The sequence below is a fragment of the Streptomyces sp. So13.3 genome (assembly GCF_005860785.2).
Lineage (GTDB): Bacteria > Actinomycetota > Actinomycetes > Streptomycetales > Streptomycetaceae > Actinacidiphila > Actinacidiphila fildesensis.
Genome location: NZ_CP048835.1, coordinates 5146086 through 5169741, shown reverse-complemented (window position 1 = coordinate 5169741; position 23656 = coordinate 5146086). Strand labels below are relative to the sequence as shown.

The window sequence follows — 23656 nt, the reverse complement described above, 5'->3', positions numbered from 1 at the left end:
CAGTTGGACGTCACCACGCGGACGGAGCCGGCGGTGCGACGACCGCCGGACGGTCGTCGCAGGTGATGGTGTTCGGCAGCTCCCAGGGCGCGAGCCAGGGACCGGTCGTACCGCCGCCGTCGTTGCCGCCGAGATCGGTCAGGGCGAACTCCGAGCCGGCGGGCGTGAAGTGGAACGAGCCGCAGTTGTTGACCCCGACCGCACCGACGTTGCGGGCGTCCACGTTCTCGAAGGACGAGGATCCCGCGGCCCGGCCGCTGACCACCGAGGTGCCCGTGCCGTCGACCCTGATGTCCTTGAAGTGGACGTTCGTGATCGAGTACAGGTCCTTCACCGGCCAGTCGGAGACCAGCATGATCGCGTTGTAGGTGTTGTCGAGGAAGTGGTCACCGGTCACCCGGATGTCCGCGTCGATGTTCTTCTCCAGCGCGAAGAACCAGATCGCCCCGAGCCCGATGTTCCAGTTCAGCTCGTACGTGCCGGCGCGGACCGTGGTGTTGTCGGTGATCCACAGATGTCCGGTGAACGCCTCCGAGCCGAAGCGGGAGCCGACCTGGATGGCGCTGCCCTCCCGGATCGGGTCCGCGATCAGGTTGTTCGAGACCGTGTTGTCGGTGCCACCGTAGATCGCGATGCCGTTGGCGAGCACCGGCGTCTGCACGGTGTTGTGGTCGAAGGTGTTGCCCGCGTTCCCGGTCTTCTCCGACCACATGGCGAGACCGTCGTCACCCGAGTTGCGGACGAAGTTGTTCGACACGAGCGAGTGCGTGACACCCGTGTGGAAGTTGAGGCCGTCGGCGATCTGGTCGGTGATGACGTTGTTCGTGATCCGCAGGTTGGTCATCGGCCCGTCGAACCACAGGCCCACCTTGGTGTGGTGGAGGTAGAGGCCGTCGATCGTCGAGTTGTTGAGTGCCCCGCCGATCCCGTTCACCTGGTCGGTGTCGACCCGGTCGCGCACATCGCCCTCGACGGCGAAACCGGACAGGTGGACGTTGTTGCTGCCGCCGGCCGCCGCGTCCTTGCCGTAGAAGCCGACACCGGTGTGCACCGACCCGTCAGGCAGTGGAGTGGCGAGGGTGACCTGGTGACCCTTGATGATCGTGTACCAGCTGCCGGCGCCCTCGATCGTCACGTTGTCGACGACGATGTGCCGGTTGACCTGGTACGTGCCCGGCGGGATGTAGACCTTGAGGTGCGTCCGCTGCGCGAAGGCGATCGCCCGGTCGATCGCGTCGGCCGAGTCGCGCCGGCCCGACGGGTCGGCGCCGAACGCCAGGACGTTCGCCGCGACGACGGCGACGTGCGGCGCGCCCACGAGCTGGGAGTCGAGCAGGTCGATGGTGGTGGCCGAGGCCTTGCTCCCGGCGGGAACGGTGAGCCGCACCTTGTCGCCCGCGCGGTACTTCCTGCCGAGCGTCAGGCGCTGCTCGTCGTAGAAGTGGTTGGGGCGGAACGGCGTCGCGAACTGCGGGGCGGGCGTCGTGGCGGCGGGCACGCAGGCGCACTCGGTGACCCAGTAATCGGGGTGCAGCAGCCCGGCGTTCGGGTCGTTCGAGAACGGATACTGGTTGTACAGCCAGGAGTACCGCGACGTCAGGGTCGCGGTGGTCCGGTTCTTTCCGTTCACGGTGACGTCGAGCGGTGCGGTGATTCCGCCGCCGCCCGGTGCGTCCGGAATGCTGTAGCGCACGGTGATCGCGTCGGCCGCGGCCGGCAGCGTGAACTCGACGTACTGACCCGGCGCCAGTGAGACCGCCCGGCGCCCGGACGCCTCCGCCGGCAGCGTGTACGCGGTGCGGCCCGGGCCGATGACCGTGCCGTTCGTCGCGGCGTTCTCCGCCTCCTGCTCGGCGAATCCCACGCTCGCGCCCCGGCCCGCGACGAGCGCCGGATCGAGCGCGGCGCGTGTCACCACCGGACCGGCACCGCCGACCGCGGCAGGTCCCGCCGACGCCGTCCCACCGGCCAGAACGCTGAGCCCGACGGCCGCCGCCGTCAGCGACGCGACAGCCATCGCGGCTCTTCGCCGCGGTCCGTCCGGCCATTTCGCCACAGCACCTGTGATGCTCCGTGACATCGCCTGCTCGTTTCTCTCGGGAGGACGAACGCCTGGGACCCGCACGGCGAAGCGGCCGCCATGAGGGTGAGGTGACAGTAGGACCCCACTCCCGGTTCCACAAGGTTCCTACCGAAGAATTCCGCCGACTTGCCTTCTAAATACGGCAGTCCATCAAAGTCTTGCGTCAACTTCCTTGATTCATTGCATCGGTGCCGTCCGGGCGGTGGCCCGTGGTGATGTGCAGGCCGTAGCGGTTCCACAGGAAGCGCTGGAGGAAGAGGGTGACGGTGCCGGCCAGGAGCATCCCGGCGAGGTTCACGCCGAGTTGCTGGAACGAGGCGGCGACCTCGTGCCAGTGGGCGAGGGCGACCGCCACGGCGATGTTGCCCGCCGCCGGGACGGTGGTGACCGAGATGAAGACGCCCACCAGGGCAGCGGACTTGCCCGCGGTCATCGACAGGATTCCCGCGACCCCGGCCAGCAACGCCACGATGAACGACCACTTGTCCGGATGGATGATGAAGTCGGTGGTCGGCCTGTTGTCCAGCATCGATGGAGTGATCCAGCCCAGCAGCCGGCTGATGACCGCGCAGGCCGTCGTGATCGCGATCGCCACGGCGAAGCCGATGACGAGCGTGCGCACGGCCGCGCCGATCAGCCGCAGATCGCCCCGCAGCACCCCGAAGCAGGCCGCCGCCACCGGACCGAACTCGGGGCCCAGCACCATCGCGCCGACGATCAGGATCGGCTGGTCCAGCAGCGCGCCGATCGCCGCGATCTGTGTCGCGAGCGCGAGAAAGGCCAGGAACGCCCAGGTGAGGCGGGTCTCGGCGGCGGTGCGCGCGGCCAGTTCCTCCCAGACGACGGCGTCGTCGGGCTCCCCCGGTGCCAGCTCCTCGGCCTTCTCGGCGGCGGTGGAGATCGACAGGTACAGCTCCTCGACGGTGATCCCGCCGCTGTCCTTCAACCCCAGCGCGCGCAACTGCGCGAGCACGCCGTTGGCCGCTTCCCTGGCCACGTCGAACTCGACGAAGTCGCCCGGCGGCGCGTACGCGGCGCCGGGCAGTCTGATCACGTTGACCACCGCGGGGCAGTCGGTGGCGATCCTCAGCACCTCGTCGGTGCGTTCCACTGGACTGATCACTCGCACATGCAGCACAGTGTCATTGTGCCCGTGCCCGGGTTCGTCCCCGGACTGGCGCCGCTGTCACGCGGAGGCGTACCGGTCCGCCAGCGTCCGGGCGGTCCCGGCCAGCCGGGAGCGCAGTTCCGGGGGGCCGAGGACTTCGATGTCCGTGCCGAGGGCGAGGAACGCGCCGTGGGCGTGGTCGAGGGACTCGATGGGGAGCGTCGCGCGGGTCCAGCCGTCCGGTTCCGGGGTTCCGGTGGCGGCCAGGGCGCGGGCGGCGGCTCCGGTGAGCCGGGACGCGGCGCCCGGCGCGAGCCGGACCAGAGCCTCGCCCTGGTGGAGCCGGGCGTGGAAGTCCACCTGGTAGCGCTGCCAGTAGCCGACCAGGCCGAAGTCCTCGGGTGGCTGGAACTCCTCGTCGAGCACGGTGAGTTCGAGGATCTGGTCGACGCGGTAGGTGTACGGTCCCGGCCCGGCGACGAGGTACCAGCGGCCCGCCTTGAGGACCAGCCCGTACGGCTCCAGGCGCCGGTCGACATCGGTCGGCGCCTTCCAGCGGCGGTAGCGGACGTCGAGCACCCGGCTGTGCCACACCGCGTCCGCGACCTTCGGCAGATGCGGGACGTCATCGTCCTCCGCGTACCAGCCGGGCGCGTCGAGATGGAATCTGGACTGCATGCGTTCGGCCTGGGCGCGCAGTTCGGGCGGGAGCGCCGCGCGCAGTTTGAGCTGGGCGTTCGCGAGGGCGGAGCCGAGTCCCAGCTCGGCGGCGGGGCCCGGGATGCCGGACAGGAAGAGCGCCTCCGCCTCGCCCGCGCTCAGTCCGGTCAGCCGGGTGCGGTAGCCGGCGAGGAGCTGGTAGCCGCCGGAGTGCCCGGCGTCGCCGTACAGCGGGACGCCCGCCGCGTGCAGCGCGTCGACGTCCCGGTAGACGGTCCGCACCGACACCTCCAGCTCCTGCGCGAGCTGGGCGGCGGTCATCCGGCCCCGGGTCTGGAGCAGCAGCAGAACGGAGAGCAGACGGCTGGACTTCACTGACACAAGATGTCAGTGAAGGGGCTCTACGGTCCAGCCATGGCTTTCACGGAGAAACTGCTGCGGGTGCTGCCACCGGTCGAGGTGGGGGGCCGTTCCATCAAGCGCTACCACGTCACCGCCGACCCGGCGGGGATCGAGCCCGAGGTCGAGAAGGCCGCGTACGCGATCCTCCCGGAGCTGCTGCCCGAGCCGGACGGTACGCCGCAGGCCACCTTCATCGTCCTCCACAGGGGAGGGGACGACGGAGCGTATCTCAACGCGTACAGCTGGGCCTGGGACAACGCCCTGCACTTCGCCGGGGCGGCGGGCGGCCAGCCGGTGCTGGGCTGTCCCGACCAGGACCCCACGCACTTCGTCCGGCTGGAGCCGACGCTGATCGGCTGCGTCTGGGAGCTGCCGCCGATCCTCCATGAACGGGACGCATGGGTACGCCACATGCTCGCGCCCGACCGCCCCGACCTTGCCGCCTATCTCGCCGACTCGCTCGCCGAGGGCACTACAGGAGACCGCTCATGAACGACTTCGACTTCCTCACCGGCAGCTGGGACGTCGCCAACCGGTGGCGCACCGACTTCCTCGACGAGACCAGCGAGTGGGAGGAGTTCCCGGCCGTCAGCCACGCGTCGGGGCACTTCGAGGGGGGCGCGAACTTCGACGAGATCGTCTTCCCGACCAAGGAGTTCGCCGGGCTGACCCTGCGGCTGTTCGACACCGAGCGCAAGGAGTGGTCGCTGTACTGGGCCAGCAGGCGCACCGGGACGCTGTTCCCACCGGTCACCGGAACCTTCACCGACGGCGTCGGCGAGTTCTACGGGGACGACACGCATGCGGGGCAGCAGATCAGGGCCCGCTTCATCTGGTCGGGGATCACGGAGGACTCCGCGCGCTGGGAGCAGGCGTTCTCGGTGGACGGGGAGCAGACCTGGGTGACCAACTGGATCATGGAGTTCACCCGCCGCTGACCACTCACCGCTGAGCACTCACCGGCAGCCCGCCGCTGACCACGCGCGGGTGAGGGGGCCGGGTCGCCGGAGGAGATGGGCCGGCGACCCGGAGTGGTGCGTGGCGGGCGTCAGCCGTTGTGGGCGCCGTTGCCGGAGAGCACCGGGATCTGGTTCAGGATGTGCGACGCGGCCTCGTCGCCCTTGCCCTGGGTGGAGTTCTCGGCGCACTGCTGGTTCTGCGGCGACGCCAGGACGTTGATGTCCTGGGCCGTGACCGGCACCAGGATGCCGACGAGCGAGCCGACGTTGGCCTTGACCGGGACGCCCGCGCAGAGCTTGTTGAGCGAGCCCTGCACGAGGCCGATCTGCGGGCTCTGCATGCCGTCGGTGTGGGTGTTGCCGTAGGACTGCTCCGCCCCGTTGCCGTTCACGGTGTTGAGACCCGACTCATCACCGATGGCCATCGCGGGCGCGGCCGAGGCGGCACCGACGGCGACGACGGAGGCCGCCAGGGCAGCGCCGGCCAGGAACTTCTTGATCATGATCAGTCCTTTGTCTGCGGGGGGATGCCCTACGTCGGGGCGAAGAGATCAACCGTTCAGAACGGGTTTGGTTCCGGAGCTTCATTCCATTGGCGGAAATTGCCCCGCACAGTGAAGTCAGCCGCCGAGGGGCAGGCCGCCGAGCAGCGACGTGGCCTTCGCGGCGCCGGCCAGCGCCGGCGTCAGGTTCTTGGCGGCGTCGGTCGTCTGGCCCAGGAGCGAGTCCGTGGAGGTGTCCGACCGCAGCTTGTCGGTGGTCTTGGAGACCGCGCCCACCACGGGTCCGAGGCTGGCGTCGCCCGCCTGCTGCACCGGCTGCGCCGCGAAGGCCTGGTCGAGGCCGCCGTTGATGCTGGTCGGCATCGGGGCCCCGTCGGCGGCGAACGCCGGCGCGGCGGCACCCACGGCCATCACGGAACCGGCGACGACCACAGCAACCTTGGAGAACTTCACTGTCAACCCTTTCAGTAGCGGCGCCCGGGTCGGCCACAGAGGTGGTGGCCGGGTGAGCGGCTGGTGGCTCACGACGCCGTAGTCCCCCTGGCTAACGACCCCGCCGCGCAACGGAAACCATGAGGAAAGATCCTTCTTGGCAATCACTCGAAAGTGAAGAACTCATGCAATTCTAGTATCAATTGAGTTCTCCGGATTCCGGCCAGGAGTACCGGAAACAGCCGAACGCATGTGAAACAAGCGAAATGACATATTCTCGTTCGCGTGAAGTCGCGGTTCGGCCGGGGGGACCACGGCGTCCGGCCCGTACTATCGAAGACGCACGAGGAGTCCGCAGATTCCTGCGCACGGCCTGCCCGCGGTGGGCCCCCAGCCGCCGGCGAATTCGCCGATTCGGGCACCTCGCGAATCTCTCCTGTCGCGGGACACCGGGGCAGGCCGTTTCCCCATCGCGTCAACAGATCAATTCGATCAGACCCGTGCGGCGCGCGTTCGGCGGTAGAGCATTGCTCCACTCAGCAGCAGCCCCGCACTGACCGCTCCGGCCGTACCGAGATCCCCGGAACCCGTCTGAGCGAGCTGCGCGCGCACCGGAACGACGGGCCGGGTCGCGGCCGCGTGCTTCGGCGGCGTGACCTGCTCGACCGGCGGCGGGGTGACGTGCGTCGGCGGCGGGGTGTGCCGGACCGGCGGCGGCATGGGGTGCGTCGGCGGCGGGGTCCACTCGTCCCCACCGCAGTCCGTACCCATGGCCGGGTTCAGCAGCGCCACGACGTTCACCGAGTCGCCGCACACGGTGACCGGGGCCTGGACCGGCACCCGGATGCTGTTGCCCGAGCCCACACCGGGCGAGCCCGACGTGGTGTTCCCTTCGTCGTGCCGCATGCCGTGGTGGCCGCTGTGCTCCTTGTGGTGCCGGCCGCCGTGCTGGGCGCTCCCGTGCGAGGGTGCCCCGGTGTGCTGCGCGGGTACCGCCGCGTGCCGCTCGTGCGCCGGGGCCGACTCGTTGCCGCAGCCGTTGCCCATCGACGGGTTCAACAGCGCCACGACGTCCACCGAGTTGCCGCACAGGTTCACCGGCGCGTCCACCGGGACCTGGACGCTGTCGCCGGACAGCACGCCCGGCGAGTTCGAGGTGGTCGCCTGCGCCTCCGTATCGGCGTGTGCGTAGCCGCCGGTCATGGCGAGCACTCCGCTCGCCGCGGCGACGGTGATCAGACTCCTGCTCAAGGCCTGTCGCATCGACTCTCTTCCCTGCCATGGGTGTTTCACGAAGCGCGCGGGAAGGTCTCCCGCACGCCGCAACCGAAGCGGCCCCGGAGCACAGGCGAGCGCTCCGGGGCCGCAACGGGTCGCCCTCACGGGCTGGGGACCAACGTCACTTGTTGGTGCAGGCGTTGCCGAACGCCGGGTTGAGCAGGGCGATGACGTTGACCGTGTTGCCGCACACGTTGACCGGGATGTGGATCGGGACCTGAAGGCTGTTGCCCGACAGCACACCCGGGGAGTGCGAGACCTCGGCCTGGGCGCCGGCGTCGGCGAATGCGGGGGCAGCGCCACCCATGACCATCAGCGTTCCTGCGGCGATTGCGGCAACCTTCGAGTATTTCACGTTGAGCTCCCTTTCCGTAGGGGCGTCGATCACAGTCACGACCGTCGTGCTGCCCGGGGGAATTTCTTGCCGCCCGTGACGCCGCTACCATCCGGGGTAACGACTGCCGATGGCTGGAGAAACCCTTCACGTGCCGCTGCCGTGATCATCCACCCGAATGCCGTAACTTCGGCTTCCGCAATTCACGAATTGCCGTGCTGAATACGATTCCAGGTACGAATTGCGGTCAACGCAGAACAGCCCTGGCCGCCGGTGGTGATCACCGGCGGCCAGGGCCTTCAGGCAATGCGGATCAGTGGTTGCCCGCGCCGTTGCCGGAGAGGACCGGGATCTGGTCCAGGATGTGCGACAGCGGCTCGTCGCCCTTGATCTGCGAGGAGTTCTCGGTGCACTGCTGGTTCTGCGGCGACGACAGGACGTTGATGTCCTGGACCGTGATCGGAACCAGGCCGACCAGCGAACCGACGTTGGCCTTCGCCGGGAGGGCGATGCACGGCTTGTTCAGGGAACCCTGGACGAGCGCGAACGAGGGGCTCATGTAGCCGCTGGTGTAAGTGTTGCCGTACGACTGCTCGGAACCGTTGCCGTTGGTGGTGCTGGCACCGCTGTCGTCGCCGATCGCCATCGCGGGCGCGGCCATCGCGGCGGTGGCGCCGACGACGGAGACAGCCACCGCAGCCGTGGCGAGGAACTTCTTGATCACGATTATTCCTTCTTGTGCGAGATTGCCCCGGTACCGGGTCGGACTGATCAACTGTCCATCCCAGGTTTAGTTATGGCCCTTCACCCGAATGGTGACGACCCCGGCCCGGACAACGAGCCGTGCGGTCAGCGGTTCACGCAGACGTTGCCGAATACCGGGTTGAGCAGGCCGATCACGCTGACGGAGTTGCCGCACAGGTTGACGGGCACGTGCACCGGAACCTGGATCTGGTTGCCGGAACCGACACCGGGCGACTCCACAGCGGCACCCTGGGCACCGGAGTCCGCGAAAGCGATACCGGACGCACCGGCGACAGCGGCACCGGCGAAAGCGGTCAGAACGGTTGCCTTGGCGAAGCGTGACAAGGGAGCACCTTTTTCTACTGGAGAGCTGGAAAGCGGCGTTGGCCCGGATGGGCCAACGGAACTATCAACGCACCGGCACGCCCGGGGGTACCTCCCCCGGAAGGTGAAATCCCGCGCATGTGTACGGGTTGCCGAATAGCCGCATCGTTTCTTTCGCGACCCCGTTCGACAAACGCCGGTACGTCAACACACCGCGCTGATTGATCAGTTGGTCGTAAGAATGTGCTAGGAGCCGTGGTCAGCGCGTCCTGCGTGATTTTCAATCCGCGCTCTGTCACGGTGCATTCCTGTTCTGATGGTTGACTGTGGAGAGCAACCAGCATTCCGCCGGCATTTGCGAGCGGACGAACAGGAGTTCGCCGATCGACCTGCGGGCGCCGGTCGGTGAACCAGGTTCCGCCGTCGGCCGGCGGCGGCACTGAGCTCCGATTTCGCGCCGGCGCGCCGAACAAGGATTACCTGCCCGGCAGACCCCTCGTTGTTAGCGGGACAGACCACTGATGTGGCGGGACAGGGCAGGCAGCACACATCCGATTCTTCATGTCGCGGAGAGAGAGAGAACGGCGCGCGATGCCGCAACACCAGCAGGACCCGGGCCGGCTGACGGTGCTCCACCTCGTTCAGCCGGTCGACGGCGGGGTCGCCCGCGTCGTCACCGACCTGGTGCGGGCCCAGGTCGGTGACGGGGTCCGCGCGGTCGTGGCCTGCCCTCCCGGCGGCGTCCTGGCCGCCGACGCGGCCGAGGCGGGCGCCGAGGTCGTGCCCTGGGCGGCCGGCCGTTCCCCCGGCCCAGGCCTTCCCGGCGAGACCGCCCGCGCCCGCCGGGTGGTCCGCGAGGTGCGTCCCGACCTGCTGCACGCCCACAGCGCCAAGGCCGGACTGGCCGGACGGCTGGCGGTACGCGGCCGGGTCCCGACGGTGTTCCAGCCGCACGCCTGGTCCTTCGAAGCGGTCGGCGGGGCGACCGCGTACGCCGCTCTGCGCTGGGAGCGGTGGGCCGCGCGCTGGGCCACCCGGGTGCTCTGTGTCAGCGAGAGCGAACGGCTGACAGGGGAACGTGCCGGGATCGACGCCCGCTGGGCGGTCGTTCCCAACGGCGTCGACCTCGAGCGATTCACTCCCGACGGCGGGCCGCCGGACGCGGCCCGCGGACTGCGCGCCTCGATGCCCGCCCTCACCGACCTGGGTCCCGCCGACCGCCTCGTGGTCTGCGTGGGCCGGCTGTGTCCGCAGAAGGGCCAGGACCTGCTCCTGCGGGCCTGGCCCGAGGTCACCGCCCGGCTGCCCGACGCCCGGCTGGTCCTGGTGGGCGAAGGACCCGACCGCGACCGGCTGCTCCGGGACGCCCCCGAAGGGGTGCTGTTCGCCGGGGCCACCCGCGACGCCGTCCCCTGGTACCGGGCCGCCGACGTGGTCGTCCAGCCGTCCCGGTGGGAGGGGATGGCGCTGGCCCCGCTGGAGGCGATGGCCTGCGGCCGCCCCGTGGTGATGACCGACGTCGACGGCGCGCGGGAGAGCCTGCCACCCGGCCAGGAGCGCTTCTGCCTGGTGCCGCCGGAGGATCCCGACGCCCTCGCCCAGGCGCTGCTCGGCCTGCTGACCAACCCCGGCGTGTGCGCAACCGCGGCCCGCCGGGCCCTCAACCACGTGCGCACGACATACGACGTGCGGCGGACGACGGCATCGGTCGCGGACCTCTACCGCGACATGCTCGATCCGTCGCGACCCGAGTGCAGGGAACGCATCACGCGATGACGACGGAGAGCGCAAGCGCGCCCCACCCAGCCCGGCACGTGCGGCAGACCAAGGTCGCGCCCGCCACCACCGCCCCGATCTCGCCACCCCGGGGACCGTCCGACGCCGCCGTGCAGCGGCGCCCCCACGCACGGGTCGCCGTCCGCCACCGCGCGGTCGTCCCGCTCGTCGCCACCGACTGCCTGGCCGCCGCCGGCGTGCTGGCCGTCCGCCCGGGTTCCCCGGTGCTGCTGCTCGGACCGCTCCTGGTGTGCCTGACGCTCCTGCACACCTACGCCGGGCTGTACCGAACCGGCCTCGACCCGGCGGCACTCGACGAGTTGCCCGCGCTGCTCGGCTGCTCGGCCCTCGCCTGGTGCGCGTCCGCCACCACCCTCGCCGCCGTCCGCCCGGCGCACTCCCCCGGCTGGCCGGTGCTGCTCACCACGATCGCCGCGACCAGCCTGCTGGCCTGCGCCGCACGCGCGGTCGTCTACCGGTTCCAGCGCTGGTCGGCGCGGCGCCATCCGCGCTCGACGCTGCTCGTCGGGGCCGGTCCCGTCGTCCAGCAGGTGGCCGACGTGCTGTACGCGCACCCCGAGTACGGCATGCGGCCGGTCGGCGTGGTGCACCCGTACAACACGCCGGGCACGGACTCACCGCTGCCCGTGCTCGGCTCCGTCGGCGACATCCACCGGGCGATCATCCAGAACTCGGTGCGCTACGCCGTGTTCGCCGGCCCCCCGGCGGGCAATCCGGCGGCCGCGAACCTGGTCCGACTGCTCGCCGCCCGGGGCTGCTGTCTGTGGCAGGTCACGTCGGGGCCCGGCTCCAGGACCGCCGGCCGGCCGGCGGCCGGCCATCTGTGGGGCTTCGCCTGCGCCCGCCTCGACCCTTACCCGCGCCCCGGCGCCGGCCTGATCGCCAAGCGGGTGCTGGACGCCCTGCTCGCCTTCCTGGCGCTGCTGCCCGCGGCCCCGATCCTGGCACTCAGCGCGCTGGCCGTCCGGCTCTCCGACGGCCCCGGGGTGCTCTTCCGGCAGGAGCGCGTCGGCCTGGACGGCCGGCCGTTCGTCCTGCTGAAGTTCCGCACCCTGCGGCCGAGCGACGAGCGGGAGTCGGCCACCCGGTGGAACGTCTCCCACGACCGGCGGATGAGCGCCGTCGGCCACTTCCTGCGCCGTACCTCGCTGGACGAGCTGCCGCAGCTGTGGAACGTGCTGCGCGGTGACATGAGCCTGGTCGGCCCCCGGCCGGAACGGCCCTACTTCGTCCGCCAGTTCAGCCAGACGTACCCCGGATACCAGGAGCGGCACCGGATGCCCGTCGGCATCACGGGCCTCGCGCAGATCCACGGGCTGCGCGGCGACACCTCCATCGAGGACCGGGCCCGCTTCGACAACCACTACATCGAGAGCTGGTCGCTGTGGCAGGACATCCGCATCCTGCTGCGCACCGCGACGGCGCTCTTCCGGTTCGGGGGGAGCTGAGCGTGGCCGTCCTCCCGGACACCGCCCCCCGCCCCGTACGGCACGCGCCGGCCGCCCGTCCCCCGGCCCGCCACGCAGTCGACCGATGGGCCTGGCTGGGGCCGCTGCTGCCCGCGGTCGCGACCGTGCTGCTGCTCGCGGCCCCGGTCGGCGCCGGGGATGTGAGCGCCTCCGGGAAGATGACCCCCGCCGACGCGGCCTCGGGAGTGCTGGTCGCCTTCTGCGCCGTCCGGGCGCTGCGGGCGCGGACGCGTCCGCTGACCGCGGCGGCCGCCCTCGTCCTGGGCGCGCCCGTCGTCGCGATCGCGGTGGCCACCCTCGCCGCCGCCGATCCGGCCGCCGGTGTCGCCGGATTCGTGCGGTACCTACAGGTCTTCGTCCTCGTGCCGACCGCGCTGGTGCTGCTGCTGCGCACCACCCGCGACTTCCTGGTGGTGGCCGGCTCCGTCGTACTGCTCGCCCTGGTGCAGGGCGCGTTCGGGGTCTACCAGTACGCGACGGGAACCGGCGCCTCGTACGTCGGCGAGAACATCCGCGCCGTCGGCACGTTCGGGCCGTCGGACGTGATGGGCATGGCCACCGTGGTCGCCTACGGGCTGATGATCTCCGTCGGGCTGGCCCTCGCGCCGGCCGCGCCCGGCTCCCCCCGCCGGCTGCGGCCGGTCGCGCTGGGCTGCGCCGCGGCGCTCGTGGTCCCGCTGGTGCTGTCCTTCAGCCGCGGCACCTGGATCGCCACCGTGCTGGCGTGCTCGGTGATGACCGTGCTGGCCGGCTGGCGCCAGGCGGTACGGATCCTCGCGGTGACGGCCGCGGCGGGCGTGGTGCTGGTCGGCGGCGCCGGGGTGGGCTCCCAGCTGATCAGCGACCGGCTCGCCAGCATCACGCAGGTGACGGACGCGCCCGACTCGTCGGTCACCGACCGGTACAGCCTGTGGGCCGCCGCCACCGACATGTGGCGCGAGCGGCCGGCCACCGGCGTCGGCCTCAAGGGCTTCCCCGCCCACCGCGACGGGCACGCCGCGCTCGACCTGTCGTCCGGCAGCGACACCGACGGCGCGGGCCAGGGGTTCGCGCGCGAACCCCTGTTGTCCCCGCACAACATGTATCTGCTCATCCTCAGCGAGCAGGGGCTGATCGGGATCACCCTGATCGTCGGCAGCTGGGCGGCGCTGCTGGCCGTCGGGCTGAGCCGGCTGGCGGGAGCCCGGCGCGCGGGCCGCGGCACCGAGTGCGGGCTGATCGCGACCGGGCTGCTGCTCTGGCAGTGCGTCGACTTCCTGTACGCGGACATCGGCGGGCCCTCGACCGTGCTGACCGCCATGCTCTTCGGACTGGCCGCCGCCTGGGCACTGCGCCCGGAGGCCGTCCGATGACGGACACCACGGCGCCACCCGAACCTCCCGCGCAGCCACCGCGATCCGGCGTCCTCGAAGGCGTAGCCCCGGCTGTCGTCCCCGCTCCTTCCCCCGCGCCGGACGGCGGGGGAGCGGCGAGGGAACAGCCCCAACCGTCCGGCCTGGGACGGGTACTGGCGCGGGCCGCGGCCCTCACCGCCGCGCTCACCGCGCTCGGCTCGCTGCTGGGCCTGCTCCGCGACCAGACGATCGCCCACCTCTTCGGCGCGGGACCCGCCACCGACGCGTTCCTGGTCGCCTGGACCGTGCCGGAACTCTCCTCCACCGTCCTCATCGAGGACGCGATGGCCCTGCTGCTGATCCCGGCCTTCAGCCTCGCCCTGGCCCGGCGCCGCGGAGCGGGGCAAGGGCCGGACCCCGTACGGACGCTGCTGGCGGCCACGCTGCCCCGGCTGCTGCTCGCCCTGGGCGCGGCGATGGTGCTGCTCGAACTGGGCGCGCCCGTGCTCGTGGGGATCCTGGCGCCCGGTCTGAAGGACCCCGCCCTCGCGGTCGACTGCACCCGGCTCACCGCCGCCACCGTCCTGACGTTCGGCCTCACCGGCTACTTCAGCGCCGCGCTGCGCGCGCACCGCCGGTTCGTCCCGCCGGCGGCCATCTACGTCGTCTACAACGTCGGCATCATCGCCACCCTGCTGCTGCTCCACGCCCGCTGGGGAGTGCGCGCCGCCGCGGCCGGTGTCGCGGTCGGCGGCCTGCTGATGGTGCTCGTCCAACTCCCGTCGTTCCTGCGCCGGCTGCCGCCGCGCGGCCCGCGCCCGCGGCGCTCGGTGCGGGCCGCCGCACGGGCCGCCGGGGACGCGGGCGCCGCGCCCCTCGGGATCGCGCTGCTGGCTCCCGTCATCATCTTCAGCCTCTGCCGCCAGGCGCAGGTGCTGATCGAACGGTTCCTCGCCGCCTCGCTCCCCGCGGGCGCCATCTCGCATCTGAACTACGCGCAGAAGGTCGCCCAACTGCCGATGGTGCTCTCGTTGATGATCGTCACGGTCACCTTCCCGGTGGTCGCGCAGGCGCTGGCCGACGGTGAGCCGGACAAGGCGCGGCGCCGGGTGGAACGCGATCTCACGCTGGCCGGCATCGTGGTGCTGCTCGGCACCGCCTTCGTCATCGCCTGTGCGCCGCAGATCGTCCAACTGCTCTTCCAGCGCGGCGCCTTCGACGCGGCCGACACCGCCGCGACGGCGTCCGTCATGCGGGTCTACGCGCTGGGCCTGCTGGGCCAGAGCATGGTGGGAGCCCTGGTCCGGCCGTTCTTCTCGGCCGCCCGGCCCACCTGGTACCCGGCCGCCGCCATGGGTGCCGGACTGCTGATCACCATCACCGCGGGAGCCGTCACCGTCGGGTACTGGGGCATCTACGGCATCGCCGGCGCCAACGCCGCGGGCATCACGGCCACCGCCGTGCTGCTGCTGCGCGGCCTCGGCGCGCAGGTGATCGCCATCAGGGCCCGCACGGTCGCGGCGGGTCTCGGCCGGCTCGTGGTGGCCGCCGCGGCCGCCACTACGGCCGGCTGGGCGACCGCCCGCCTGCTGCCGGGACCACTCCTGTCCACCACCGTCTGCTGTCTCGTGGTACCGGCCATTTTCACCGCGGCCGCCGCCGCCGTACGGGTGCCGGAAGTCCCGCACCTGCTCGCCACCGTGAAACGGAAGCTGCCCCATGTCCGCTGAGATCTCCCCCGTCCACGTCCCTCCGCGCCGCTCCGCCGCCTCCGACACGCTGTCCGGACGAGGCCGCCGGACAGCGCCGTGGGTGCTGATGTACCACTCCGTCGGGGAGTGCGCCGACGATCCGTACCTGGTCACCGTCAGCCCCGACCGGCTGGAACGGCAGCTGCGGTGGCTGAACGGCCGCGGCCTGACCGGGGTGGGCGTGGCGGAGCTGCTGCGCGCCCGCGCGGACGGGCGCGGGAAGCGGCTCGTCGGGCTGACCTTCGACGACGGCTACGCCGACTTCGTGGAACACGCGGTACCGCTGCTGCGCCGGTACGAGCACTCCGCCACGGTCTTCGTCCTGCCCGGCAGGCTCGGCGGGAGCAACGACTGGGACGAACTGGGGCCGCGCAAACCACTGCTGACCGAGGACGGCATCCGCGCCGCGGCCGCCGCCGGTATGGAGGTCGGCTCCCACGGCCTCGTCCATCTGGACCTGACGGCCACCGCCGACGACGTGCTGGCCGCAGAGGTGCGCGGCAGCCGCGACCGGCTCCAGGAGATCACCGGGAAGGCCCCCGAGGGCTTCTGTTATCCGTACGGCAAGCTGGACGCCCGCGTCGTCAACGCCGTACGCGCGGCCGGCTACGCGTACGGCTGCGCCGTCGGAGCGGGGCCGCTGACCGGGACGCACGCGCTGCCCCGCGCCTATGTAGGGGAGCGGGACACCGCCGGGCACCTCCACCTCAAGCGGCTGCAACACCTGCTGCGCCGCCGCCCGCTGCCGTTCGAGGGCGGTTACGCCGCGCTGCCGTACGCCCGCACCGCCGGCCCTCGGGATTCCGCGGACGCCCCTGACGTGCCGGACGCCCCTGAAGTGCCGGACGCGCGTGTCGCCGAGGGCTCGCCGGTCCCCTCGGAACCCCGGGTCGAGCAGGACGGCCGATGAAGGTCCTGCACATCATCACCGGGCTCGGCATCGGCGGGGCCGAACAGCAGTTGCGGCTGCTGCTGCGGCATCTGCCGCTGTCCTGCGAGGTCATCACCCTCACCCACCCGGGTCCGGTCGCCGAGGGCATCCGCGCCGACGGCACACCCGTCACCCATCTGGGGATGACCGGGAACCGGGACCTCACCGCGCTGCCCCGGCTCACCCGGCTGATCCGCGCCGGGCGCTACGACCTCGTCCACACCCACCTCTACCGGGCCTGCGTCTACGGCCGGATCGCCGCCCGGCTGGCCGGGGTGCGCACCGTGGTCGCCACCGAGCACTCCCTGGGGACCACCACGATCGAGGGCCGCCCCCTCACCCGCGGCACCCGCGCCCTGTACCGGGGCACCGAGAAACTCGGCAGCGCGACCGTCGCGGTCTCGGACACCGTCGCCGAACGGCTGCGCGCCTGGGGCATCCCGGGGCCGCGGATCCATACGGTGCCCAACGGCATCGACGCCGGGGCGTTCCGCTTCGACGCCGCGGTCCGGGCGGCCACCAGGACCCGCCTCGGGCTCCCGCAGGACGCCTTCGTGGTGGGCGGCGTGGGGCGGCTGGTGGCCGGCAAGCGGTTCGACCTGCTGGTGCGCGCGGTCGCCGGCCGCCCCGGCGCCCAGCTGCTGCTGGCCGGCGCGGGACCCGAGCGCGACGCCCTGCTGAGGCTGGCCGCCGGGCTGGGCGCGGCCGACCGGATCCATCTGCTGGGCGAAACCGGCGGCGGGGACGGCCGCGACCCGGCGCCGGCCCTCCCCGCGCTGCTCGCCACCGTCGACCTCTTCGTCTCCGCCTCGCGCGAGGAGACCTTCGGGCTCGCCGTGCTGGAGGCCCTCGCGGCCGGGCTGCCCGTCCTGTACGTCACCTGCCCGGCCATCGACGACCTGCCCGCCGCGGACGCACCCGGCGCACGGCGTATCGGCGCCGGTGCCGACGCGCTCGCCGCCGCCCTGCGGCAGCACCAGGAGGCCGGACAACACCGCTTCCCGGTGCCGTCCGCCGTCGGCCACTACGACATCGCCGGCACCGCCGGCCGGCTGGCCGAGCTGTACGCGCTCGCCGCCGCCCGGCCCGCCCGGCCCTGACCAGAGCCCACAGAAAGAGCGATCCCATGGACGAGACCCCCACCCACGCCCCCGGCGCGCCGACCCGGCTGCGGGACGCGTCGCGGCGGCTGCCGCGCTGGTGGCCGCTGCCGCTGTGCATCGGCATCGGGCTGGCCGGCGGCCTGGGCTACGGCCTGGCCACCCCGCCGCAGTACTCCGCGACCAGCTACGTCATCGTCGTGCCGCAGCACTCCGACCCGGCCACCGCCCTCGGGTTCGCACAGGCCTACGGCCGCGTCATCACCGGTTCCACGGTGCTGGCCGACGCGCAGGAGGACGCGGGCGTACCTCTCGCGCGGCTGCGCGAGAACGTGCAGGTGGCCACCTCGCCCGACGCGCCGATGATCGCGATCACCGGCACCGGGTCCCGCGCCCGCGACGCCTCGGACATCGCGAACGCCGTGGCGAACTCCCTGACGGCCACCGGCAACCGGAACGCCGCCAACACCGGGGTGCGGTTGCTGATGTTCTCCCCGGCCGCCGTCCCCGCCGCGGCCGCGTCGCCCTCGACGGCGCTGTCCGGCGCCGTCGGCGCCAGCGCCGGCGGCCTGGTCGGCGCGCTGGTCCTACTGGTCCGGCCCGGCAACCGCGGCCGCCGGGCGGCCGCGCACGCCGCTGTTCCCGCCCCGGCCCACGGCAGCCGTCCGCCGGTCAAGGAAATGGCGTGATGACCGGGGGCGACACCGCAGCCGTCCGCTCGGTGACGATGTGCCGCGACCCGCTGCAGTTCGCCGCGCTGCGCGAGGAGTGGGGACGCCTGCACCGGCACTGCCGGACCGCCACCCCGTTCCAGAGCCACTCCTGGCTGCACTCCTGGTGGACGTCGTACGGGCGGCCCCGCCGGTTGCGGGTGCTGCTCGTCCGGCAGGACGGGGAGCTCATCGGCGCCGCCCCGCTGATGCTCACCCACCGGCCGCTGCCCGTCCTGGTGCCGCTGGGCGGCAGCATCACCGACTTCTCCGACGTGCTGCTCGACGACAACGCCACCGACGCCGCCGTCACCGCGATGGCCACCGGACTGCGCCGCGCGGCCCGCGGCGCGCTGATCGACCTGCGCGAGGTACGGCCGGGCGCCGCCGCCGAACGGCTCCACGAGTGCTGGCAGGGACCGAAGCGGCGGCTGGCGGACTCCGTCTGCATGGAGCTGCCCGGTGTCCCGCTGGCCGAGCTGATCACCCGGATGTCCACCTCCCGCGGCCAGCGCACCCGGGCCTACGTACGCAAACTCGACGCCCTGGGCATCGAGGAGCGCGTCGTCCCCGAGCACGAGGTGCCCACGGCCGTCGAGAACCTGCTGCGCCTCCACATCCTGCAGTGGGAGGGACGCGGGGTGACCCCGGAGCACGCCAGGCCGCGCTTCGCCGCGCACCTCAAGCGGGCCGGGCAGCACATGGTGGCCGGCGGCGACGCCGTCATCACCGAGTACCGGCTGGACGGCGAAGTGCTGGCGGCGGACCTCAAGATGCTCTCCCCGCAACTGGTCGGCGGCTATCTCTTCGGCGCCGACCCCCGGCTGCGCGCCACCAAGGCCGATCTCACCACCATGCTGATCAGGAACGGCGCCGGTCACGCCACCGCATCGGGCGGCGGCGGAGCGCTGAGCCTGCTGCGCGGCAACGAGGCGAACAAGCTGCCCTGGTGCCCCGACCTCGTGGCCAACCAGCGGCTGCTGATGACGTCGCCGCTGTTCGCGCCCGCCCTCCGGCTCCAGGTCGCACGGGCCGCACTCCGGGACCGGGCGGCCGCGGCGGTGCGCCGCTATCTGCCGGTGGTGCGCAGCTGGCGGTCGCGGCTGAACACCTGGCGGGCGAAGCGGGTCTGAGGCGCCCTTCCGCCGGCACCCGCCCCGGAAAAGACCACGACCTGCGGCGCGCGTCCATCCGCGTGCCGCAGGTCGTCGGGGTCCTGAACGCGTCAGCCGGGGAGGTCGTTGAGCGGCAGCGGCGGGAGCGGGACCGGGAGGGTCGGCAGCGCCGGGAGCTTCGGCAGGCCGGGCAGGTCCGGCGCCGGCAGCGCACCGCCGAGGACCGTGGCGACCAGGAAGTTGACCAGGCCGGTGACGGTCGCGAGCGCGCTGGTCAGGACACCCGCCACGTCACCCGACGTGGCCGCCTTCAGCAGGTTGTCGACGGCCGTCTGCAGACCGGCCAGCGCGTCACCCGCGACGTCGGCCGCACGCGGTGCGGAGCGGTCCGCAGCACTGACGCCGTGCATCGACACACCGGACAGCGCCGGAACTCCGGGCAGCGCGGGGGTGGCCGGCAGCGCGGGGACGGCCGGCACGGCCGGCACGGCGGGAACCGCAGGAACGGCCGGGGCGGCCGGAGCGGCGGGGACGGCGGGCGCTGCGGGCGCGGCCGGGACAGCCGGCGCCGCGGGGACCTTGGCCGCGGCGATCGCGGCCTTGACCGCGTCGGCGTGCTTCGTGGCGTCCTCCGCCGACAGCTTGTTGCCGGGGGCCGCGAGCACGGCCTTGACCAGGTCCGTCACCGGCGTCAGGACGGCGCCGACATTGCCGAGGGCTGTGACCTGGGCGAGTAGTGCGGCGGGATCAGGAGCCGCCGGGGCGGTGCGACCGGTGAAGGTACCGGTGGGAGCGACGTCGGGGGACGCGAATGCCGTTCCGGCAGTGCCGAATGCGAGTGCGCCGACGAGGGCGGTGGAGACGATCACGCCGGTCGTCCGGTGGGTGCGCATGAAGATGTTTTCCCTTCGCTGAACAGACGGGTGTACTCCACAACCGTCGAAAGCGAACGGCGGCCCCGCAACCTGTCAACTACCGGCACCCGGCGTGTCGCGCTCCCCCTCCGGCCGGGACCGGCCGTGAACAGCCCCTGGACACAGTGCATTCGGCGTCCGGGGCCGCCGCGAAGGGATTGTCGGCGGCCACGTGAGCCAACCGGGTGCCCCGGGAAAATCGGAAGCGCCGGAGAACGCGACGGTGGCCGCGTACGGAGTACGCGGCCACCGCCATGCGATGAGGTGTCAGCTGTCAGCCGTTGCCGACGCCGTTGCCCGAGAGCACCGGGATCTGGCTCAGGATGTGCGACAGCGGCTCGTCGCCCTTGATCTGCGAGGAGTTCTCCGTGCACTGCTGGTTCTGCGGCGACGACAGAACGTTGATGTCCTGGGCCGTGATCGGCACGAGGCCGACGAGCGAGCCGATGTTCGCCTTGAGCGGCAGGCCGACACACGGCTTGTTGAGCGTGCCCTGGACGAGGCCGACCTGGGGGCTCATCACACCGTCGGTGTGGGTGTTGCCGTAGCTCTGCTCCGCCCCGTTACCGTTCGTGGTGGAGGCTCCCTCGTCGTTACCGATGGCCAGCGCCTGCGGGGCAGCCATGGCGGAGAGACCGACGATGGAAACGGCAACTGCTGCACTGGCCATGAACTTCTTCAGCACGGTTCGCCCTTCTTGAAACTATGTTCCTGTCATTGAAGCGAACTGATCAACTGCCCATCTCCGGTTTGGTTCCGCGATTTCACTCCACTAGCCCAACCGATTTTCCATGCGTGCGCCCGGCGGCAGGCCGCCGGGCGCGTCGCGTTACGGTCAGCTCTTCTTGGGGGTCTGCCATTCGACGCGGAAGCACAGCTTTCCGGTGCCGAACTGGCGCTTGAATTCGTCTCCCATGTCGAGTGGCAGGCACACCTCGGCGGGCGCCGGGGGTGAACTGAGCGTCGGAGCGGGCTTGAAGGGCCCCACCGGAACCGCCGTGCACACGGGTCCGGCCACCTGGACGACCGGCCCCGGCGTCGCGGGCGACGTCGGCGACGCAGTCGGCGCAGGAGCGGGAGACGTCGGAACAGGAGACGTCGGAACCGGTGCGGGCGACAGGCTGGGGGCGGGGCTGAAGCCGGGATCCGGCGTCGGTGTGCAGGGCGCACCGATCGTCGGGAGGGTCACCGGCACCGGAACCATGACGGTCGGAGCAGGCGCGGGTGCCGTGGCGCCGGTGGCGGCCGGATCGGGACCCGGAGCCGGCAGGGGGGTGAGCGTCGCGGCGGGACTCGGCGCGGGCGCCGGGCTCAGCCCGGGCGCGGGCTCCGGCGCCACCACCGGATCGGCGGTCGGCGGGGCCGCCGGAGCGACCACCGGCGCCGTCGCGTCGGCCGGAACCGGTGCGGCGGACGGGGTCTCCGCCACGGCCGGATCCGGAGTCGCGGCCGGGGTGACGGTCGGGGTCACGGTCGCGGGCGGCGTCACCGTCGCGGGTGGCGTCGTGGCGTCACCCGGCGCGGGGCTCACCGGAACGGTCGGGGACTCCGCCGGGGTCGCGCCGTCCGTCGGCGACGGCGACGGCACGTCCGCGGGCGTGGACGTCAGCGGCACACTCGTTGTCCCGCCCGGCGTCGGCGTCCCGCTCGGCGTAGGCGTGGTCGACGGCGTGGGTGCAGGCGTTGTCGTCGGCGTCGGAACAGGGGTCGGTACCGGCGTCGGCGTCGGCTCGACGCGGGCGAAGTTCGTCGACCGGAAGACCTTCGACGACTTGGGGTTGTCCGTGCACTGCCACACGCCGTGCGGACAGTAGTCGGTGAGCGTCTGGTAGACCGGCCGGTGATCGTTGATCCACTGCAGCATCATCCGCATGTAGTCCGCGTTGTCGCCGTTGCGGAAGAGTCCCCACTCCGGATAGGAGATCGCCTTGTTGTGCGCGGCCGCGAAGTCCACCTGCGCCTGGAGACCGAACGGCTCCTCGACCTGGTCGTAGAAGGAGTCGCCCGGCGGCTGGTCGTAGGAGTCCATGCCGATGATGTCCACGGTGGAGTCACCCGGGTAGCACGACGTCCAGCCGATGGCGTCCTGGCCGCGGTTCGGCGTGAAGTCGAACCGGAACCGCTGGCCGGGAACGGCGCGCATCGCCGTCACGATGCGGTTCCAGTACGTCTTCCAGGACTCCGGATCCGGACCGCAGCGGTGGGTGTACGTGGTGCCGTTCATCTCCCAGCCCAGCACGACGACCGTGTCGGGCACACCCAGCGCGACCAGTCGCCGCGCCAGCTCCGTGAAGTGGCTGTCGAACCGGCCCGCCGCGCCGGAGCGCAGCAGCGACCGCACCTGGCTGTCGGAGATGTGCTGCTCGTTGCGCTCCTGCATCGGCACGTTGAGGACGAAGAGCCGGTCCGGCTCCGCCTTCCTCCACTGCGCCCACGGCTGCAGCAGCTCGGGCTCGCCCTCGATGTTGTCCCAGCTCTCGCCGGGGAGATAGGTGTGACCCACCGTGAGATGGGTACCGCCCAGCCACTGCTGCAGATCGGCGATCCGCTGCACACCGTCGGCACCGGAGGACGTGAACGCCCCCATCGGCGTGTATCCGGCGGTCGACGCGGGGCGCAGGGCCCCGGCCGGCCCGGGACCCGGCGGTCCGGCGGCCGGTGACGGCGGTGCCGGATCCGTGGCGTCCGCCGCGACGCGCATGTCGTCGACGGCGGTGTGGGTCATCCCGAGCATGAGCAGGCCGGCGGTGGCCGCTCCGACACATGCACCAGTCAGCCTCTGGCGTCGGTGGGCCATGTTTGCTCCTCCTGCGACGTTACCGACACGGAGCACTTTCTCCGGACGGTAATTCAGAAAGTATGAGCAGCCGGGCGAGCGGGCCTCTTCTGATAGTCCATTAGGAAACGTGCGCCGGTCAGAACCGCCGGTGAATCCGTCGGATCGTCAGATCGGGTGAATACCGGGTCCCTGGTTGACTTCCGCCGCCGTATATCGGATTTACGTTCGTCACGGGTCGGAGGCAAACGCCACCCGCACGAATGGAGTTCTGTACTCCGGCTGCCGGGATGAGCGAGCGCCTCACGCCGGGAGCAGGATGATGGTGCATAGCTGACGGACAGTCGGCGCCGCCCGTCCGGGCGAATGCGGCGCGATACCGCCGCTCCTCACAGGTCCGGCCCTGTCGGCCGATATCGAGGAGAGCTGAGCATGAGCGAAGCCAAGGAAAACGGCGGCGGGAAAGCGTCACCGTCCGCCCACACGCGCCGCCGGGTGCTCCGGGCGGCGTTCACCGCAGCCGTCGCCGTCACCGGCACGACGGCGGTACTGCACCCGATCATCACGGCCGGGGAGTCCGACGCGGGGAAGACCGGGTCCGGCCGGTCCGACGCCGGCAGCGACCGGGCGGGGTCCGCCCCGGCTGCGGCCGCCGGAGCCTTCGACGAGGTCTACCGGGGCCGCCGCATCCAGGGTGTGCCCACCGGCACGGCCGACGCCGCCACGACCGAGGGGTCCCCTGTCGTCATCCTCATCGACGGCCGGCAGCTCCATGTCATGCGGCGCGCGGACGGCACCTACCTGAGTGTGGCCAACCACTACCAGCCGTACGCCACCCCGCTCGACACGGCCCGCGGCGCGGTCGACGTGATCGGCGGAGCCAAGCTGTCGCTCGCCGGCGGCGCCTACCACCACTGACCGCAGAAGGGCCG

At 71.9% G+C, this 23656-nt stretch carries 21 protein-coding genes and 2 pseudogenes; 11 read left to right on the top strand and 12 right to left on the bottom strand.

Annotated elements, in window-relative coordinates:
- Positions 1-10 precede the first annotated feature (10 nt).
- From C8250_RS23295 to C8250_RS23285, 3 genes are all read right to left on the bottom strand, one after another.
- The gene (locus tag C8250_RS23295) at positions 11-2017 is read right to left on the bottom strand and encodes a glycosyl hydrolase family 28-related protein (RefSeq protein WP_244809308.1); all 2007 of its coding nucleotides are present in this window, start codon (positions 2015-2017) and stop codon (positions 11-13) included.
- Positions 2018-2246: 229 nt separating this feature from the next.
- Positions 2247-3206: a DUF389 domain-containing protein gene (locus C8250_RS23290; RefSeq protein WP_244809306.1), complete on the bottom strand. Its 960-nt coding sequence runs from the start codon at positions 3204-3206 to the stop codon at positions 2247-2249.
- 63 nt (positions 3207-3269) lie between these two features.
- Complete coding sequence (locus tag C8250_RS23285) at positions 3270-4226, bottom strand: YafY family protein (protein ID WP_138351307.1); 957 nt, start codon at positions 4224-4226, stop codon at positions 3270-3272.
- Positions 4227-4265: 39 nt separating this feature from the next.
- Here C8250_RS23285 and C8250_RS23280 point away from each other — a divergent pair, with 39 nt between their 5' ends.
- Positions 4266-4745 (top strand): hypothetical protein, encoded by a 480-nt coding sequence (locus C8250_RS23280; protein WP_138351306.1) that lies wholly within the window; start codon positions 4266-4268, stop codon positions 4743-4745.
- Positions 4742-5191 (top strand): hypothetical protein, encoded by a 450-nt coding sequence (locus C8250_RS23275; protein ID WP_138351305.1) that lies wholly within the window; start codon positions 4742-4744, stop codon positions 5189-5191. Before C8250_RS23280 ends, C8250_RS23275 begins: the two co-directional genes overlap by 4 nt.
- A gap of 110 nt (positions 5192-5301) precedes the next feature.
- On the opposite strand, the gene C8250_RS23270 is transcribed toward C8250_RS23275, so the two are convergent.
- The 6 genes from C8250_RS23270 to C8250_RS23245 all read right to left on the bottom strand — a co-directional run bounded on the left by C8250_RS23270 (position 5302) and on the right by C8250_RS23245 (position 8848).
- Positions 5302-5715 carry a rodlin gene (locus tag C8250_RS23270; RefSeq protein ID WP_138351304.1) on the bottom strand — a complete coding sequence of 138 codons (414 nt, stop codon included), beginning with the start codon at positions 5713-5715 and terminating at the stop codon, positions 5302-5304.
- 117 nt (positions 5716-5832) lie between these two features.
- A complete protein-coding gene (locus tag C8250_RS23265; RefSeq protein WP_138351303.1) occupies positions 5833-6168 on the bottom strand; it encodes a hypothetical protein in 336 nt (111 codons plus the stop codon).
- A gap of 471 nt (positions 6169-6639) precedes the next feature.
- Positions 6640-7410 (bottom strand): chaplin, encoded by a 771-nt coding sequence (locus C8250_RS23260; RefSeq protein ID WP_138351302.1) that lies wholly within the window; start codon positions 7408-7410, stop codon positions 6640-6642.
- Between the two features lie 136 nt (positions 7411-7546).
- The gene (locus C8250_RS23255) at positions 7547-7780 is read right to left on the bottom strand and encodes a chaplin (RefSeq protein ID WP_138351301.1); all 234 of its coding nucleotides are present in this window, start codon (positions 7778-7780) and stop codon (positions 7547-7549) included.
- A 292-nt stretch (positions 7781-8072) separates the two neighbouring features.
- The gene (locus C8250_RS23250; protein WP_138351300.1) at positions 8073-8483 is read right to left on the bottom strand and encodes a rodlin; all 411 of its coding nucleotides are present in this window, start codon (positions 8481-8483) and stop codon (positions 8073-8075) included.
- Between the two features lie 125 nt (positions 8484-8608).
- Positions 8609-8848 carry a chaplin gene (locus C8250_RS23245; protein WP_138351299.1) on the bottom strand — a complete coding sequence of 80 codons (240 nt, stop codon included), beginning with the start codon at positions 8846-8848 and terminating at the stop codon, positions 8609-8611.
- A gap of 570 nt (positions 8849-9418) precedes the next feature.
- Here C8250_RS23245 and C8250_RS23240 point away from each other — a divergent pair.
- From C8250_RS23240 to C8250_RS23205, 8 genes and pseudogenes are all read left to right on the top strand, one after another.
- Entirely contained in the window at positions 9419-10603 is a 1185-nt protein-coding gene (locus C8250_RS23240) for a glycosyltransferase family 4 protein (RefSeq protein ID WP_138351298.1), read from the top strand.
- A complete protein-coding gene (locus C8250_RS23235; RefSeq protein ID WP_138351297.1) occupies positions 10600-12072 on the top strand; it encodes a sugar transferase in 1473 nt (490 codons plus the stop codon). The genes C8250_RS23240 and C8250_RS23235 overlap by 4 nt, the downstream gene beginning before the upstream one ends.
- 95 nt (positions 12073-12167) lie before the next feature.
- The gene (locus C8250_RS23230; RefSeq protein ID WP_232484941.1) at positions 12168-13445 is read left to right on the top strand and encodes an O-antigen ligase family protein; all 1278 of its coding nucleotides are present in this window, start codon (positions 12168-12170) and stop codon (positions 13443-13445) included.
- Positions 13442-15157: a lipid II flippase MurJ gene (locus C8250_RS23225; protein ID WP_138351296.1), complete on the top strand. Its 1716-nt coding sequence runs from the start codon at positions 13442-13444 to the stop codon at positions 15155-15157. Before C8250_RS23230 ends, C8250_RS23225 begins: the two co-directional genes overlap by 4 nt.
- An 88-nt stretch (positions 15158-15245) precedes the next feature.
- A pseudogene (locus C8250_RS23220) lies at positions 15246-15923 on the top strand (polysaccharide deacetylase family protein); the annotation flags it as partial.
- A 161-nt stretch (positions 15924-16084) separates the two neighbouring features.
- Positions 16085-17209: a glycosyltransferase gene (locus C8250_RS23215; protein WP_138351295.1), complete on the top strand. Its 1125-nt coding sequence runs from the start codon at positions 16085-16087 to the stop codon at positions 17207-17209.
- A 26-nt stretch (positions 17210-17235) separates the two neighbouring features.
- Entirely contained in the window at positions 17236-17898 is a 663-nt protein-coding gene (locus C8250_RS23210; RefSeq protein ID WP_138351294.1) for a lipopolysaccharide biosynthesis protein, read from the top strand.
- Entirely contained in the window at positions 17898-19052 is a 1155-nt protein-coding gene (locus C8250_RS23205; RefSeq protein WP_138351293.1) for a GNAT family N-acetyltransferase, read from the top strand. Before C8250_RS23210 ends, C8250_RS23205 begins: the two co-directional genes overlap by 1 nt.
- 92 nt (positions 19053-19144) lie before the next feature.
- Here C8250_RS23205 and C8250_RS43660 read toward each other — a convergent pair whose 3' ends face one another.
- The 3 genes and pseudogenes from C8250_RS43660 to C8250_RS43655 form a co-directional block, all read right to left on the bottom strand.
- Complete coding sequence (locus C8250_RS43660; RefSeq protein ID WP_244809304.1) at positions 19145-19927, bottom strand: hypothetical protein; 783 nt, start codon at positions 19925-19927, stop codon at positions 19145-19147.
- A 295-nt stretch (positions 19928-20222) separates the two neighbouring features.
- Positions 20223-20633 carry a rodlin gene (locus tag C8250_RS23190; protein WP_138351292.1) on the bottom strand — a complete coding sequence of 137 codons (411 nt, stop codon included), beginning with the start codon at positions 20631-20633 and terminating at the stop codon, positions 20223-20225.
- Positions 20634-21578: 945 nt separating this feature from the next.
- A pseudogene (locus C8250_RS43655) lies at positions 21579-22535 on the bottom strand (glycosyl hydrolase); the annotation flags it as partial.
- Between the two features lie 621 nt (positions 22536-23156).
- Here C8250_RS43655 and C8250_RS23180 point away from each other — a divergent pair.
- Positions 23157-23642 carry a tyrosinase family oxidase copper chaperone gene (locus C8250_RS23180; protein WP_138351290.1) on the top strand — a complete coding sequence of 162 codons (486 nt, stop codon included), beginning with the start codon at positions 23157-23159 and terminating at the stop codon, positions 23640-23642.
- The last annotated feature ends 14 nt before the right edge of the window (positions 23643-23656 follow it).

Coding starts and splice junctions, on each gene's coding strand:
- C8250_RS23205 (WP_138351293.1), top strand. CDS start 17,898: ATGACCGGGGGCGACACCGCAGCCGTCCGCTCGGTGACGATGTGCCGC.
- C8250_RS23240 (WP_138351298.1), top strand. CDS start 9,419: ATGCCGCAACACCAGCAGGACCCGGGCCGGCTGACGGTGCTCCACCTC.
- C8250_RS23295 (WP_244809308.1), bottom strand. CDS start 2,017: ATGGCTGTCGCGTCGCTGACGGCGGCGGCCGTCGGGCTCAGCGTTCTG.
- C8250_RS23180 (WP_138351290.1), top strand. CDS start 23,157: ATGAGCGAAGCCAAGGAAAACGGCGGCGGGAAAGCGTCACCGTCCGCC.
- C8250_RS23235 (WP_138351297.1), top strand. CDS start 10,600: ATGACGACGGAGAGCGCAAGCGCGCCCCACCCAGCCCGGCACGTGCGG.
- C8250_RS23260 (WP_138351302.1), bottom strand. CDS start 7,410: ATGCGACAGGCCTTGAGCAGGAGTCTGATCACCGTCGCCGCGGCGAGC.
- C8250_RS23280 (WP_138351306.1), top strand. CDS start 4,266: ATGGCTTTCACGGAGAAACTGCTGCGGGTGCTGCCACCGGTCGAGGTG.
- C8250_RS23225 (WP_138351296.1), top strand. CDS start 13,442: ATGACGGACACCACGGCGCCACCCGAACCTCCCGCGCAGCCACCGCGA.
- C8250_RS43660 (WP_244809304.1), bottom strand. CDS start 19,927: ATGCGCACCCACCGGACGACCGGCGTGATCGTCTCCACCGCCCTCGTC.
- C8250_RS23275 (WP_138351305.1), top strand. CDS start 4,742: ATGAACGACTTCGACTTCCTCACCGGCAGCTGGGACGTCGCCAACCGG.
- C8250_RS23210 (WP_138351294.1), top strand. CDS start 17,236: ATGGACGAGACCCCCACCCACGCCCCCGGCGCGCCGACCCGGCTGCGG.
- C8250_RS23270 (WP_138351304.1), bottom strand. CDS start 5,715: ATGATCAAGAAGTTCCTGGCCGGCGCTGCCCTGGCGGCCTCCGTCGTC.
- C8250_RS23215 (WP_138351295.1), top strand. CDS start 16,085: ATGAAGGTCCTGCACATCATCACCGGGCTCGGCATCGGCGGGGCCGAA.